14 protein-coding genes are annotated in these 14,795 nt (G+C 49.6%); 6 read left to right on the plus strand and 8 right to left on the minus strand.

Annotation, left to right across the window (positions count from 1 at the left end; all coding sequences use genetic code 11):
- Positions 1–58: 58 nt before the first annotated feature.
- The gene (locus tag KK083_RS03210; protein ID WP_254160637.1) at positions 59–418 is read left to right on the plus strand and encodes a PadR family transcriptional regulator; all 360 of its coding nucleotides are present in this window, start codon (positions 59–61) and stop codon (positions 416–418) included.
- On the plus strand, positions 406–1,587 hold the full coding sequence (locus KK083_RS03215) for a hypothetical protein (RefSeq protein ID WP_254160638.1): 1,182 nt from the start codon (positions 406–408) through the stop codon (positions 1,585–1,587). Before KK083_RS03210 ends, KK083_RS03215 begins: the two co-directional genes overlap by 13 nt.
- A gap of 90 nt (positions 1,588–1,677) precedes the next feature.
- Here the strand turns inward: KK083_RS03215 and KK083_RS03220 are convergent, their stop codons facing one another.
- Positions 1,678–2,562, minus strand: a complete 885-nt coding sequence (locus KK083_RS03220) for a VOC family protein (RefSeq protein WP_254160639.1) — start codon at positions 2,560–2,562, stop codon at positions 1,678–1,680.
- Between the two features lie 346 nt (positions 2,563–2,908).
- Between KK083_RS03220 and KK083_RS03225 the strand changes: the two genes are divergently transcribed.
- Together KK083_RS03225 and KK083_RS03230 are read left to right on the plus strand one after the other, a co-directional pair.
- Entirely contained in the window at positions 2,909–3,799 is an 891-nt protein-coding gene (locus tag KK083_RS03225; RefSeq protein WP_254160641.1) for a helix-turn-helix domain-containing protein, read from the plus strand.
- 48 nt (positions 3,800–3,847) lie between these two features.
- Positions 3,848–4,255: a DinB family protein gene (locus tag KK083_RS03230; RefSeq protein ID WP_254160643.1), complete on the plus strand. Its 408-nt coding sequence runs from the start codon at positions 3,848–3,850 to the stop codon at positions 4,253–4,255.
- Positions 4,256–4,577: 322 nt separating this feature from the next.
- On the opposite strand, the gene KK083_RS03235 is transcribed toward KK083_RS03230, so the two are convergent.
- Both KK083_RS03235 and KK083_RS03240 read right to left on the minus strand, forming a co-directional pair.
- Complete coding sequence (locus tag KK083_RS03235) at positions 4,578–5,267, minus strand: BON domain-containing protein (protein WP_254160645.1); 690 nt, start codon at positions 5,265–5,267, stop codon at positions 4,578–4,580.
- 161 nt (positions 5,268–5,428) lie between these two features.
- Positions 5,429–5,710: a hypothetical protein gene (locus tag KK083_RS03240; protein WP_254160647.1), complete on the minus strand. Its 282-nt coding sequence runs from the start codon at positions 5,708–5,710 to the stop codon at positions 5,429–5,431.
- Between the two features lie 475 nt (positions 5,711–6,185).
- Between KK083_RS03240 and KK083_RS03245 the strand changes: the two genes are divergently transcribed.
- A complete protein-coding gene (locus tag KK083_RS03245; RefSeq protein ID WP_254160649.1) occupies positions 6,186–6,431 on the plus strand; it encodes a hypothetical protein in 246 nt (81 codons plus the stop codon).
- Positions 6,432–6,585: 154 nt separating this feature from the next.
- On the opposite strand, the gene KK083_RS03250 is transcribed toward KK083_RS03245, so the two are convergent.
- Positions 6,586–7,554, minus strand: a complete 969-nt coding sequence (locus KK083_RS03250) for a glycosyltransferase family 2 protein (RefSeq protein ID WP_254160658.1) — start codon at positions 7,552–7,554, stop codon at positions 6,586–6,588.
- A 137-nt stretch (positions 7,555–7,691) separates the two neighbouring features.
- Between KK083_RS03250 and KK083_RS03255 the strand changes: the two genes are divergently transcribed.
- Positions 7,692–9,272 (plus strand): ArnT family glycosyltransferase, encoded by a 1,581-nt coding sequence (locus KK083_RS03255; RefSeq protein WP_254160660.1) that lies wholly within the window; start codon positions 7,692–7,694, stop codon positions 9,270–9,272.
- Between the two features lie 73 nt (positions 9,273–9,345).
- On the opposite strand, the gene KK083_RS32615 is transcribed toward KK083_RS03255, so the two are convergent.
- The 4 genes from KK083_RS32615 to KK083_RS03275 form a co-directional block, all read right to left on the minus strand.
- Complete coding sequence (locus KK083_RS32615) at positions 9,346–10,035, minus strand: phosphatase PAP2 family protein (RefSeq protein WP_254160662.1); 690 nt, start codon at positions 10,033–10,035, stop codon at positions 9,346–9,348.
- Positions 10,036–10,310: 275 nt separating this feature from the next.
- The gene (locus tag KK083_RS03265; protein ID WP_254160664.1) at positions 10,311–12,674 is read right to left on the minus strand and encodes a bifunctional YncE family protein/alkaline phosphatase family protein; all 2,364 of its coding nucleotides are present in this window, start codon (positions 12,672–12,674) and stop codon (positions 10,311–10,313) included.
- A gap of 294 nt (positions 12,675–12,968) precedes the next feature.
- A complete protein-coding gene (locus KK083_RS03270) occupies positions 12,969–13,319 on the minus strand; it encodes a c-type cytochrome (protein ID WP_254160666.1) in 351 nt (116 codons plus the stop codon).
- A gap of 4 nt (positions 13,320–13,323) precedes the next feature.
- Complete coding sequence (locus KK083_RS03275; protein WP_254160668.1) at positions 13,324–14,712, minus strand: PQQ-dependent sugar dehydrogenase; 1,389 nt, start codon at positions 14,710–14,712, stop codon at positions 13,324–13,326.
- Positions 14,713–14,795: the final 83 nt, after the last annotated feature.

Below are 14,795 nucleotides of genomic sequence, written 5' to 3' on the forward strand. Positions count from 1 at the left end.
ATATCACTTTTTATTATAATAAAGAAACTACTATATTTAAGAAAATTATATATATCAGATGCAAAGCAACGAATTTATCAAGGGCACGATACGAACTATCATTCTCAGGCTCTTAGCGCAGCAAAAACAGATGTATGGTTATGAGATCACGCAACGGGTAGCTCAGCTATCTCAGGATGAGATCAAGCTCACGTATGGCGCTTTGTACCCTACCTTATATAAGCTGGAGGCGGAGGGATTGCTGGTCACTACCACAGAGATCGTTGACAACCGCGCCCGGAAATACTATGCCTTAACGCCCGAAGGAAAAAAGCTCGCCAAAGTAAAGGTGTCGGAGCTGCAGCGGTTTACAGAGATCCTGAGCGCGATACTGACCGATGCTCCTAAAACCAAAATGACGCTGAAATGGCAAAGCTGACGAACGATCAAAGAACCCAGATCAGGGAGTTCCTGATCCGGCAGGGGCTTTCGTTCAAGCCACTCCAGGATGAAATGACGGACCACATCAGCTGCGACATTGAGGACCGGATGTCGGAGGGATATACGTTCGAAGAGGCGTGGCCCCAGGCGGTTGGCGCAATACCCGATCAACACTTTCAACACATACAAACAGAAGTTATGGAAACAATCAACAAACGATTCACCCTGTCGCAGGGATTCTCATTCCTGGCGCTTTCACTCCTGCTGATCAGCACCCTTTTCAAGGTACTACACTTTCCGCTCTCCGGAGAAACCCTGATGTTGTCATTCGGTTTCATTGCGGCGTCGCTCCTGACAACTTCCCTCTCGGGCATCTTTCTGAATAAGGAAAAAAAAGGCGCAACCCGGGTCCTGGCCGTTATCCTCGGAATGGTCGGCCTGCTCATCGGTTTCGGTTTCAAGCTCTTCCATTTGCCGGGTGCGGATGAAGCGGTGACACTGGCGGTTGGCCTGCTCATCGTTTCGCTGCTGGTGAATACGGTTTACGTATACCGCCATGCCTCAGGCGAAGGGAACCTGCTTACCTTCCTGCATGAAAAATATACGCCCGGCATTGAACGGTTCTTTTTACTGCTCCTGTTTCCGCTGGTGATCTATAAAGTTGTATTGATCATTGCAGGGCCGCATGTATATGTAGGCAACTTACTCCTGCTGATCGTAATCCTTGGCGGCGGCCTTCAACTCATCGCCCTGAGCTGGCGTATCATGGAAAAGGATCTGTCCAAACGGAATACACTCACCCTGGCAGCAACTATCATTTTATGCTTCTTCCTGCTCCTGCCCTTTCTTGGAGAAGCTTTGCCCGTCACAATCCGCGTGGTGATCATCACCGTTTTCAGCGTGGTATCGGCTTGGCTGGCCTGTACCGTGGAAGAAGGACCTAAAAAAATGTTACCGTTGACGATCGTGAGTCTGGCCCCAGCCTTATTCCTGGGATGGGCGTTGATCTGGTTGAATGTGATCCCCACTTCATTACGCGGTGTTTTTTTCAACCTGCCCGTGCTGGCGCTCCTGGTTGCAGGCGTGATCCTGTGCAGAAAACATGGCCCCATGCGCACTTACATGCTGGTGGCGCTCAGCTCGTATATATTCGAATATTTGGCGTAGGTCCAGTCCACGGTCCACAGCATGAGGTGTAACCCACGCGGTGAATCAACACCAACGGCTGTGGACCGTGGTCAGTGGACCGTGGACTCTCTAAGCTTCCTGATAAACTCTTTCGAGCTCCGCCAGATCGAATTTTTTCATTTTAAGAAACGCCTTCGTAACGCGGGCTACCTTTTTGCGATCCTTGTCGGCCATCATCTGGTCCATGGCTGCAGCGGAGATCTGCCACGAAACGCCGAACTTGTCTTTCAGCCATCCGCATTGCTCTGCTTCGGGCACAGCGGAAAGTTTTTTCCAGTAATAATCGATCTCCTCCTGCGATGTGCAGTTGACGAGAAGCGAAACGGCTTCATTGAAAGCAAAGTTATGTTCCCTGGCGCTGTCCATCGCTGCGAACTCCTGACCATTCAAGCTGAAGCTCGCATACTGAACGGTCCCTTCCTTATCAGGCTCCTGACCGCGGCCGTAGCGCATGATATCGCCGATCTGCGCATCGTCAAATACCGACGCATAAAAACGGATCGCTTCTTCAGCCTTGCCGGCAACGTTGCCCACAAACATTAACACAGGCGTGATCTTCTGCTTTATTTCCCGTCCGTCGGTATACATGATCTGCCACGAAAGCCCGTACTGATCCTGGGTCCATCCATACCGTTCGCTGAAGTGGTAAGCATCCAGCGGCATCAGCACCTTTCCACCAGCTGACAATTTTTTCCAGTGTGCATCGACTTCCGCTTTCGTTTCGCAGGCCACCAGGAAGGATATGGCCGGTGTGAATTTGAAATACGGGCCGGCACTGATCGCCATGAAGGGCTGCCCGGACAGCTCGAATGAAACAATATCACAATCGCCAGACGGTGTGTCATAGATGGTTGCAATGTTGGTGATCTTCGAGTTGGGAAAAACAGACGTATAAAATGCTGCCGCTTCCTTGGCTTGCTGGTCGTACCATAAATGAGGTGTTATCTTTTCCATAAGGTTTTGCGTTTTGTTTTAACAAACTTACACGCTGAAGGCCAGTTTGTAGCGGTGCAAACGCGACATCGTAGCGGGCGGGATGCGACCAAAATGCAGGTTCACGCAAAGTGCGCAAAGAAGGCGCAAAGACCGCTAAGCACTTTTTTTCCAATACCGACCATCTGCTAAAAATAATGTTGTCATACAGTAACGTGAACTTAGACCTGGATTAAAGGATTTACAGGATTTATTTGATTGTGGACCAGGATTTACAAGGATTTATAGGATTTTAACTGGATTTTAATCCTTCAAATTCTTTAGTCCGTTAAATCCTGTAATCACGTAAATCCTATAAATCCTGGTCATGGTAGCGGATATTCACACATTGTTCACTTCGGATTTTTATCGCATCGTTGACTTCAAGTGCCGGTGTGTGGATTGTCGTACGTCCAAGCCGGAATACAGCGATTCGTTCTGCATCAGCTTTGTGCGAACGGGTAATTTTCTTTTTAATGTTTTCCGGAATTCGCTCGATTCGTATACCGGGTGTGTGCTGGTGACCAAACCTGGTTATGAGCGAACTGTTACCCACGTGCATACAGTTCCGGACGAATGCACCATCTTCGATTTTAAAACGGATTTCTATCATGCACTGCTCGGATATTATGGTCGTGATAAATTCTTCCGCAGCAATGACCTGCATTCCACCCTGGTAAAGACCAGCCCTGAGACGGAGTTTCTTCATTATCAGATCCTGCGGCGTGTGCTGACCGGCGAAGGCACCAAGCTGGAGATCGATCAGCTTGTAATGGAAGTAGCGCACAAGATCCTGAAGAACGTCATCCCTTATAAGGCAGATGAAAAGATCAACGCCAGGCTGAAACGGAACCACCTGGTAACCATCGAACGCGCAAAAGCTTACATCACGGAGCATTTCACCAACGATATTTCACTGACGGAGATCGCAGACCATTGCCATGTAAGCCCCTTTCACTTCAGCAGGATCTTCAAGACGTTCACATTAACTGCACCACACCAGTTTCTGCTCTCGGTACGGTTGAAGCAAGCTGAGCTGCTGCTGCGCAATACAACGATGCCGGTAATGGACATCGCATTCTCTTCCGGGTTCAACAGCATCGAACATTTCACCTCCGCTTTCAGCAACCGGTATAAGATGCCACCCGCACAGTTCCGTCACAGCGGCCGCGTTTCCGTTGATGGCACAACCACGATCCAATACAGCAAGATTTCTTAAGCCTGTCTTTTTTGGCGACGCTAGTTTTGTTCTATCAATCATTTGATCATGAAAGAACAATTGTTAGCAACGCTCGAGAATTCAAGGAATTACACGTTGCAGGTAGCGGAGGCAATGCCCGACCAGTCATATCAGTTCCGGCCCACCGATACGGTTTGGAATTTCCGGGAGCTGATGCATCATATCGCCTATGGAATTCAATGGTGGGAAGAGAACCAGATCAAAGGCAATCAGGTGCCATGGGATCCCACGGAAGTGAAGGCCAACAAAAAGCAGGCAGTGGCTTACCTGAACCAGGCTTTCGACTCATTACGCAATACAGTTGACAGGCAAAAGCTCACGGATGAAGCCGTGAAGGGTTTTCATGCTACCCTTGACCATATTACGCATCACCGCGGGCAGGCCGTTACTTACCTGCGCTGCAGCGGTATAACACCTCCGGAGTATGTGTACTAGAAAGTAAGTGTTGTGTGTTGATCAGCGGCATCATCGTTATCCGGAGAATTTACGGGTAACGGATGCCGCTATTTAACGATCGGGAGACTCCGATTATAAAAGAGCCACGATAGATGTGATCACTAAATAGAGTCCGGCAACAATGCCAAAAAAGATCTCAGGCAAAAAAAGTAGATTAACAAACCTACGCCTCTTGCTGTTCTTTTTTAAAATGAATACAAATGCAACAAGCACTATGACTCCCAATGACAGGTTCAGATAGTCCATCTCTAAAGATAATAAATCTCCGGAAGATATGCCAGCACTGTCTCCATAACAGAGATCATGTGGTGGAAGTTGCCCGGATCTCTGTTTCGCTGCGTTGCTGGTCTGATCTTTCCCAGCGCGATCTTATTTTCAACCGGTTCTCGACGTTTGTAACACCTGATATTGATTCGATCACATCCTCGACACGCCTTTTTTCAGCGCGGTCGATCACGGTGCCGGCCAGGGTCACTTCACTACCCTGAACGGTAACTTCAATGTCAGAAGCATCGACAAAGGCATCGTCGGTCAGCCTGTCCATCACGTCTTCGCGGATTCGGTCATCCGAACGTTTATAGTTCCTGGGGCCTTTGCCACGGTGCAGTCCTTGTTCGGCGCGACGCATTATACCCGGCATCTCGTTGCGTCTTCCCAGGTCGTCGCCAACGAACACGCTCACGTACCCTGCTTCAGCGCTGCGGTAGGTATCGGGATAGTTGTCGCGGCGTTCGCCTGACTGCCCGCGCCGGACCATATCACTATTGCGCATCGCTGAGCGCTCATAGCCGTACCGGTCTGTACGTTCTGTTTCGCCGCGATCATCACGGTCGAACGGACGGTGACGCGCCGGAAATTCATAACGATCGTCTCTATAACGGTTCCTTCTGTCCTGCCCTGAGCTTCTTTCGATCTCACGCGCGCGCATCAGGTCGCCCTGCCGTTTGGAGCTTGCATAGGCGTCTTCGATCTGTTGGTTATATCTTCTCATACATAACGGAATTATGGTTTACAAAAAATCCAGCGCCGCTTGTCAGTACAACAAACAGCCTTCCGGTTTTTTGTAAATATTCCGTGCCTGTAGAGCAGCCTTACCGGACATGCATAAAAGCACAAACAGAAATACTGTCAGGAGGAAATGGAGAGATCTTGTCAGGTGCGCGCGGGCACTTCCTGCAGCCAGCCTTCTTTGATCTCTTCCTTGAGCCGCTCGATGATCTCGTCCAGTCCATCATACCAGTCGAGGTGCGGGCTCCATGCGGTACAGCCACCGGCGTTTATCACACACTGCGTATCTTTCCAGATCTTACCGCAGCCCGGGCAGCGTCCTGCTGTTGAGAAGGTGTCCCAGACCGTACCACAGGTACAGGCCCAGTGAGGTTTTCCGTCGGGTTCCCATTTGCACTTGGGGCAGCGAACGTGTATGTCAGCCATGTGAGAAAAGTGAGGTTTAAAGGTACAAGTTTAAGGTACAAGTTTAAGATTTAAAGTTTAAAGTTTAAGGTTTGAAGTTTAAAGTTCACCGGTATACTGTTCACAGATTATTATGACCATTTATTCTGAACGATAATTGTGTGGTAAAATTGTGTGAGCGAACGGTCCAATGTCACCGTGACCTCCGCCCCTAACCGATATCCTGAGCAGTGTGTTGAGCAGGGGTATGAGCAAGCGAAGGATCCCCTTGTGACGGAGTGTTAACCGTAAGGCATGCTCCCGAAATAAGTACGCAGTAACTATCATGGGATCCTTCGTTCGTATTCGGCTCAGGATACCGGTTTCAGAAGGCATTGCTGTGGACTGTCGACTGTGGACCGTGGACCAATCTCTCAATGTTAAATTTTCTTTAAGCCCATTCAACATTCAGGCGATAACCTTAGCTTTACGCAACTAAAAGTCAGAACCCCAACCCATGAAAAAAGCCAGCAGAAAAGAGATCAGGAATACGGTAGCCAGTGTCATGCATCAAACCCTTTTCGAGCTTCAGGTTGCCCCCACCAAAAAGATCAAGAAGCTGGTCACGGACGCATCCAAAAAATTTGCGGATGAGATCAAAAATGAGCTGAAGAAACAGATCGCGAGAGATGAAAAAGTTGCGAAAAAACAACTGAAGACGAAACGTGGAAAAAAGAAAAAAGAAGCCGGGAGCCAGGAGTAAGGAGAGTACGGTATAAGGGTTACATACGGACCTCGTCTAAAAGATGTGTTACATCCCCTGACTGAAACTTGCTCGTTATTTTCACCGCTCCTCTTCTGACTCCTGGCTTCTGACTCCTCATGCTTACTCCTTACTACTTAATTCTTACTCCTTCTCAATGCGCGGCCATGCGCGGGGTATCCTTAAACGGTGCGGGTGAGAACACTTCTTTAACGTTGTAGATCTTCTTGTGCTGTGATTCGTAGTAGGTGCGCATGATGAGCTCGGCGATCACACCCAGCGTGAGGAATTGAATACCGCCGAGCACGAGGCTGACGCCCAGGATGAGCAGGGGCCGGCCCCAGATATCTTCACCCATGATCTTGACCACGAGCAGGTATACGTTGATAGCCATGCCTGCCAGGAAGCTTACAATTCCCAAGGGGCCGAAAAAATGGATCGGTCTTTTGAAGTATTTCTGAAAGAACACCAGCAACAGCAGATCGCTCACCACTTTGAAGGTTCGTCCTAATCCGTATTTTGATTTTCCGAATTTGCGCGGGTGATGGGTTACATCAACGTCTGTGATGCGCGCGCCCTGCATCACGGCCAGGATGGGAATGAACCGATGAAGCTCTCCGTACAGGCCCAGATTCTTGGCTGCTTCTCTCCTGAAAACCTTCAACGTGCATCCATAGTCGCGGATGATGACGCCGGTGAGATTCCTGATAAGCCGGTTGGCGATGCCGCTGGGGATCTTGCGCAGGAATGTATCGTCCTGGCGTTTACTGCGGTTGCCGGCAACGATATCCCATCCTTCACTTCTGAGCTTGTTCAGCATCATGGGAATGTCGCGCGGATCATTTTGCAGGTCGCCATCCATGGTCACGATGAATTCTCCGGTAGCTGCTTCAATACCCGCCGACATTGCCGCGGTCTGACCATAGTTCCTGTTGAGCACAACAAGCGTGGTGTGCCCGTCTGCATGAACCTTGATGTTGCTGACGGTGCGGTCGGTAGAGCCATCATCCACCAGGATCAGCTCATACGAAAATGCGTGAAGGGCACTGTAGATGGTTTTCAGCAATGGCTGAACATTGTCTTCTTCATTGAACAGCGTGACAACAAGAGATATCTTATCCATCGCTTAACTTTGAAACAAAGGAAAGAAGCTGATATGTCGTGGGCGTTCAGCGCAGGTTATTACATCATTAATTATTGTTTACAATTATTTAACCCTCCGGCATATTCGTTGCTCCTGAATCGCCGGAAATTGCGGCCATGCACATCCGTAAATTTCTCATCGTTCTCATCCTTGCAGTGCTGGTCTATTCGGCGAATTTCTGGGGCACCTCCATCTACATTCTCGATGAGGCCAAGAATGCTTCGTGCGCCATGGAGATGTATCAGCGGGGCGACCTGACCGTTCCCACCTTCAACGGCGAGCTGCGCACAGACAAACCTCCGCTTCACTATTATTTTATGATAATGGCCTACCGGGTGCTGGGGATCAATCCGTTCTCGGCAAGGTTGTTTTCCGTGATCGCCGGTGTGCTGACGGTGATCGTTGTGTTTGCATATACGCGAAAGTTTATCGGTGAGTCTATCGCTTTTTTTTCCGCTCTTGCCATGATCGCCTCCCTTCAGCTGAGCATCCAGTTTCACCTCGCAGTTCCTGATCCCTACCTGATCCTGCTGATGACGCTGTCGTTCTTCCTGTTCTACGACGGCTTTCAGTTCGGCAACAAAACGGGCATGCTGCTCTTTTATGCTGTGGTCGGATTGGCATTTTTAACCAAAGGACTGATCGCCATTGTACTGCCAGGACTCGTGATCTTGTTATATCTCCTCTGGCAAAAGGAGCTGCGTTTAAAAACCTTCCGCCAATTGCGACTGGCTGAAGGCATTGTTCTTTTTGTGTTGATAGCCGTACCGTGGTACGCCGCAGTAGGTATTGCCACGGAAGGCGCCTGGCTTGAAGGCTTTTTCCTCAAGCACAACGTGAGCCGGTTCACATCCACCATGGAAGGTCACCGCGGCTTCCCCCTGGCCCCGTTTGCCATTGTGATCGGCGGTTTGCTGCCCTTCTCCGTATTCATCATCCAGTCTGTAGTGTTCGCATGGAAAAAAAGAATGCATCAGCCTTTCCTGCTCTATTGCTTGCTGACAGGTTTGGTGATCGCGGGCTTTTTTTGTTTTTCACGAACGATCCTGCCCAGCTATCCGGCTCCGGCGCTTCCATTCTTCGCCATCGTGATTGGCTGCTATCTGCACAACGTTTTCATAACATCGGGAAATCAGAAACGCGCCATCGTTGCAAGTCTTGCCTTGTACGTGGTTTTGATGCTGATCATTCCCATAGCGGTATACGTGGCACTTGACCAGGAGGCTGCCATGAGGTCGCTCAAATACCTCAGTGTGGCATTTATCGTACTTCCGGCGGGAGCGCTCGCTGCTTTGTACTTTTACCTCACAGCAAAGCAACACCATTCGCTTTACAGCATGGCGGCATCGTGGATGATCACCGGCCTCTTCTTCTTTTACTGGTGTTATCCGCAGGTCGACAAACAAAACCCTGTAACCCAAAGCCTGCACCATTTTTCCTCCGGCAATCGCACGATAGCGTATTACGGCGCTTTTAACCCCGCTTATGTTTTTGCTTTCAGAGGGCCCTTTGAAAAACTGAGCACTGCCGAAAACGTGGCTGACTACTTCCAACGCAACCCTTCAGGTTTGCTGATCACCTATAAGAAATATGTGGAGGAACTACAGCAAGTGACTCAAATGAGGATAGTGTTCCAGCAAAAAGATCTTTTCGAAAAACAGGAGACTGTCATCCTGTCGGTAATCAGTGATCGGTAATCAGTAATCGGTATTCGGTAACCGGTTTGAGAGCTGTGCTATGAGTTACTGACTACTAATTACTGATTACTGATTACCGGTTACCAATTACCCGGGTGTTCTGCGGCATCCTGATCTTCATCTCGAGCCTGGCGTTCATCCAGGCCGGCACGTTCCTGGTAAGGGAGAACAAGTAGAATACAACAACAGCCGAGAAACAGCCAAGCATGGCGCCGCCGGTAACATCCACCAAAAAATGCTGCAGCAGGTAGATCCGTGAATATCCTACGAGCAGTGCTACTGCCATCAGCGCAAGCGTCAACCTCCTGTTGCCTGTTGTAAGGGCTAAAAATGTGATCACCGAAAAGATCGTTGCTGTATGGCCCGAGGGATAAGAGTACTTGGAATGAACTTCAACACCGGCAATAAAATGAAGCAATTCCGGAGCGAGCAGTTTGATGGGTCTTCCGCTCGAGGGAAAGAACGTATGCTTGAACAGGTTGATGATAAGTCCGTTCAAAGTCGCCACAGATGTCCACATCATGGCATCGCGAAAGCGCACAAAACATGCGCAAACGATAAAGGGCACGAGGATCACCCCATCGCCCACATAAGTGAACAAACTGAAGAACAGATCGAGAAAAGGTGTATTGAGGCCGTTGATCAGCAAAACATCTGCACCTTTTTCAATGCTCACTGTCAATATGAGCAGGGTGGCAAAGACAATAAGATACAACGTGATGAGGAACTTCCTGAAGCCTGCGTCGATGCGATCGTGTGTCACGGGCGTTGTGGTTAACGTCCCTAAAATTAAATCTCACCGATCCGGAGCGTGGAAAATAAAGTTCAAGCAATTATTAATTAATTCTGGAGAAAATCTGTAAGCATAACCGTGAAGTAAAATGGCTTTAATGCGCCTTTTATAATTCCATAATGCCAGGAACCCGCAGCAGGGCCGGCACCCAACAAAAGGATGCCGGCAGGTATGGTGATCGGTAATCGGTAATCAGTGACTACAAGCGCTTCAACCGATTACCGATTACCGTATACCGATTACTATTAATCGTCGTCGTCTGTGTCAGCGATGGGCACGATGAAGGCGGCGCGTGTGGGGCCGGGAAATGGTTGATCACCTTTCAGGCCATGCCAGAGCACACGGTTGAACTCAACATCGTTGTTACTGTCTTCTTTCTCGAATGTAAACGCCTCCGATTTTTTCTGCCAGATGTTGACAGCCACATTCTTTTCATTCAGGTCAACGGCGGGTACGATCGCTTTGAACGGGAATGACTGAGGCTGATTGTTAAAACAGTTCCACATCGGTGTGGCAGCAGCATCATATTGGGTCATGGGTTCCATGCCCAGGAGCAGCTCCAGCGTGCGCAATATCGATGCGGTAGTATAGAGCGTATGATCTACAAAGTTTCTTTTGATATACCCGCCGGCGATATAAGCGGTGCTTCTGTGGGCGTCGACATGATCGGCTCCGTTCTGCGCGTCATCCTCTACTATGAACACCACCGTCTGATCCCAGATGGGGCTTTCGGCCAGGGTCTGGATAAAAAGACCTACAGCCAGGTCATTGTCAGCCACGTGTGCGTAAGGCGACGGCCTTCCCAGTCGCATACCTTCTGTGTGGTTGTTGCCAAACCTGACGGTATTGAACTGAGGCACTTTATTCTCTTTCAGCAGGGCCAGAAAGTCTTTTTTCCAGACGTTGAAACGTGCCGTGTCACGCACTTTCAGATCGTAGCTCGCAAACGTCGGGCAGTTGTGTCCTTCCAGGATGGGGATGGTAGGTTTCGGGCCATGCATAAATTCGCCATAGGTACGAAATGAAATTCCGTAACGATGGCAGTTATCCCAGATGAATCCGTCTTTGTTGTTGGCGATCTCACGTTCCCCTTCACCTCCATAAGTGCCACCACGTCCGCCATAACTTGTCGGCCAGGTTTTTTCGAGGTAGTCGTTCGCATAGGCCCCTACCGTCCAGTTGTGGCCGTCAGCGCTCACCTCGGCATTTACGTAGAAGTTATCGAGCAGCACAAATGATTCCGCCAGCGCATGCTGATTGGGGGTGTACTTCCTGCCAAACAGAAGCAGCGTAGTGTCTCCGTTGCCCTGCTTCAGGTCAGACAATACCTGGTCATAAGTACGGTTCTCTTTGATCACATAAAATACATACTTCACCGGAGACTGTTTGCCCAGGGGAATCGGCGCGGCCACCGGTTGTTGCTGCACATAGTTGGTGTAAGGAGAATTGCCATACACCATCTTCGAATACTCGGCAAGTTTCTTTTTGTTGGGGATCTCGATAAAGCTCATCGTTCCTTTCATCAGCGACCCGATGTACTGAACCTCACTTCCCTTGCGGGTGATACCGCCGTGGTGGATCACCTCTTCCTTTTTGCGAAGCGGTGAAGGACCAAACGGATTTGCTTTTGACTCGAACCCTTTTCCATTCGAAACCCAAAGAGCATTGTTCACGATCCTAACACAGGTAGGATACCACCCTGTGGGAATGAAGCCGAGAGGAATGCTTTGCCCTGGTTTCGAAAAATCGAACACCGCCAGACAGTTGTTGTCAGCATTGGCAACAAAAAGCATTTTGGTCTTTTCATGATAGGCCAGGCTGTTGGACGTTGACCCGCTGGGCGAGTTGGGAAACAACGCCGCATCGAGTGTCTCAATCACCCTTTTTTGCTTCACATCGATCACGGAAACAGTATTGTCATTGGCGTTGCATACCAGCAGCAACTTGCCGTCGGGCAGCAGCATCAATTCATTGGGATTATCGCCTACATTGACCGAAGCTTTCCAGGCATTGCGCTCGAGATCGAACACCAGCACTTTATCACTTCCCCAGCAGGAAACGAATAATTCACGCCTGTCTTTGCTCAGCTTGCAGGTATAACCTTCGGCCTCCATACCAAATGTGCCCAGGATCTTTTTGGTCCGGAGATCGACCACATACAAACTTTTGTTCTCGCGGGTCACAACGTAAAGCCTGTTGCGTTTTTCATCGATGGCGATCCCGGCGGGCCCTATCCGCTCCGGCCACGGATTGCCAAGCTGAATGCTGTCCGAAAGACTGAGCTTCTTATTGGCGATCGTATAAATAAGGATGTTATTATTGTGACCGCCCGACACATATAATTGCCGCTCATCTGCCGAGAAGGCAAGGCCATACCACGATCGTTTGATCTCAACGGAGTCAGTCTTTACCCGGTTCACCACGTCGATCAATTCGATGGTCTGTGTTCCCTGCCCGTTGTTGGTCACCGCCATTAACTTTTTCGAGGCACTGAGCTCAAGGTTCAGGGGCAGATCACCCAGCGGCATACTTTCACCCGCCGGTGTGAGCCTCCAGCCATTCGGCAAAGTAACAGGTGACGTTTGACCGTAAACCGTGCATGTTGCCATGAGGTAAAAAAGAACAAGTAAGTGGTGCCGCATGATCTTTCGCATAAGATTGGTGCTTGTATGAAAGTTAGGTGCCTTGAGCATTGTATAATCTATTGATGAGTATTTTGCCTCCTCCGTAGAGAAGCCAGCTGTAACCCAAACATCGTAAAAAAAAGTATGACGGCCATAGGGAGGTACGAAGTACGATTTACGAGGTACGATTGGTGCACGCTCACAATGAACGGCTGAGGTATGAGATTTGAGATGTGAGATAATACAGGGACGATCACTAAATAAGAAAGTTCTACAGAGCTAATATTTCTTCCAGGCTTTCAGGTAGGCCGAAATGTCTTTCAGATCACCTTTGGAAATTTCTTCCTTTGTAAATGAGGGCATTACACCCAGGCCGTGCCGCATTTGAAATCGCTTCACGAATTGTGGTGCCGGATTTGAGTTCAATGCGGGACCGAGACCGGCTTCGCCTCCGGGATGACATTTCTGGCAGTGAGTCATGAACGCTTTCTCGCCATTTTTTACATGGGCATCGACAGCCGAAAACTCTTTTTGCTTCACTGGTTCCGATTTACGCGATGCACACGCATTCCAAAATATTTGCGCCGTGATAAGGCCTGCCATAAGAACGATGCCGAGGTGGTTTCTCATACGGTTACATTTTTGAGATCTTCCAGATCACACCGGTATTCTGCTGAGGCACGGGACCCTGCCTGGTCATCTTTAAGATGCCGAAGTCAACCACATAAAGCGCCTGTCCTTGCGGATCGAATTTCACAGAGACAGGTCTTTCCAGGCCACCGGACCTGAGCCACGAAGCGGGTCCGTTCCGTTTACCTTTGTTCACGGCAAAGTCCCTGATCACACCTGTTTCAGTATCGACGCGCACCACCTTGAAACCAACAGGACTCAACACTTTTCCCACACCTGGTGCCATGTCGCCAAATTGTGCGATGAACGCCTCGCCTTTATAACCGAACTGAGCATTGGTTGAGAAATCAAACCCGTTTGAGGATGAGTGCACGCCCAATACGGCTACCGGCTTGGGTGGTTCGTTTGGCAGCTTCTGGATCAGCGGCGCTACTTCGTGATGCGCCGGTGCTTTGAATTCTTCATCGTTCCTGACGGGCCTGCCTTCTGAAAAATCAGGCCACCCATACCATACACCCTGCTTCACTTCCCACAGCACATCACCTGCTCCCCACACAGGCCTGCTTCCCCTGTCGTCGTAGGCGTTTTCAGTAGTGTATATTTTGCCGTCGGGCGCAATGGCGAGGCCAAAAGGGTTTCTAAGTCCCCACGAGACCATCTCCATCTTGCCGCCATCAAGGGGCACTCTGAGAATGGCTCCGGTGCAGGGCACACGGCCGGTGATGACCTGACCGGGAACTGTCTGCGTGCCGAAAGATGAGAAAGCGCCGGTGAGCACTTTGTCGTTGGGATCTTCTGTTAACACATTGGGTGATTCGTAATTCTGCCCTGTCAGCACCAGGTCGCCGCAAGGTATGTCGTGAAAATCTTTTCGTCTCTCCAACCACCCGAACGAAGCATTGTCAGGACCAACAACGCCTGAATTGGTGGCGGTGCCCTGTCCGAAGTAGATGTAGCCATCTTTCACTACCAGGTTGTTGGTGTGATGGTCGCCGATGCTGGGCAGGTTCTCCGCCAGTGTGCTTATTTCGCCAGCAGGAGAAATTTTAAGGATCTTGCCTCCTTCCAAGGCACCACCTTCGGATACATAAAAATTGTTGTTATGAAAAACCACTCCATTCCAGGGGCCGTTCTTTGCTCCTTTGGCGATCACACTTTTGTTTCCTGCGGCATCGATCTTCATCAGCTTTGGCTCCGTCCAGACCTCCCCGTAGCAATAGCCGGTCTCGATCACATACAGATTACCGGATGCGTCAAATGTTACCTCGCTTGGAAAAGTTAGGTCTTTGGCTACCAGCTCGATCTTATATCCTTGCGGGAGCAGAATGTCAGCAACAGAGATGGATCTTCCGGGGACGGTACCGATCTCGCCGCCACCTTTTGAAGTTTTCATGCGATAGCAGCTGCTGAGACTGAGACACAAGCACAAAAGAACAAATCCCCTGAAAGTTGACATGGCTTAAAACAACCATGGTC

It is taken from the genome of Chryseosolibacter histidinae, from assembly GCF_018598225.1.
GTDB classification, from domain to species: domain Bacteria; phylum Bacteroidota; class Bacteroidia; order Cytophagales; family Cyclobacteriaceae; genus Chryseosolibacter; species Chryseosolibacter histidini.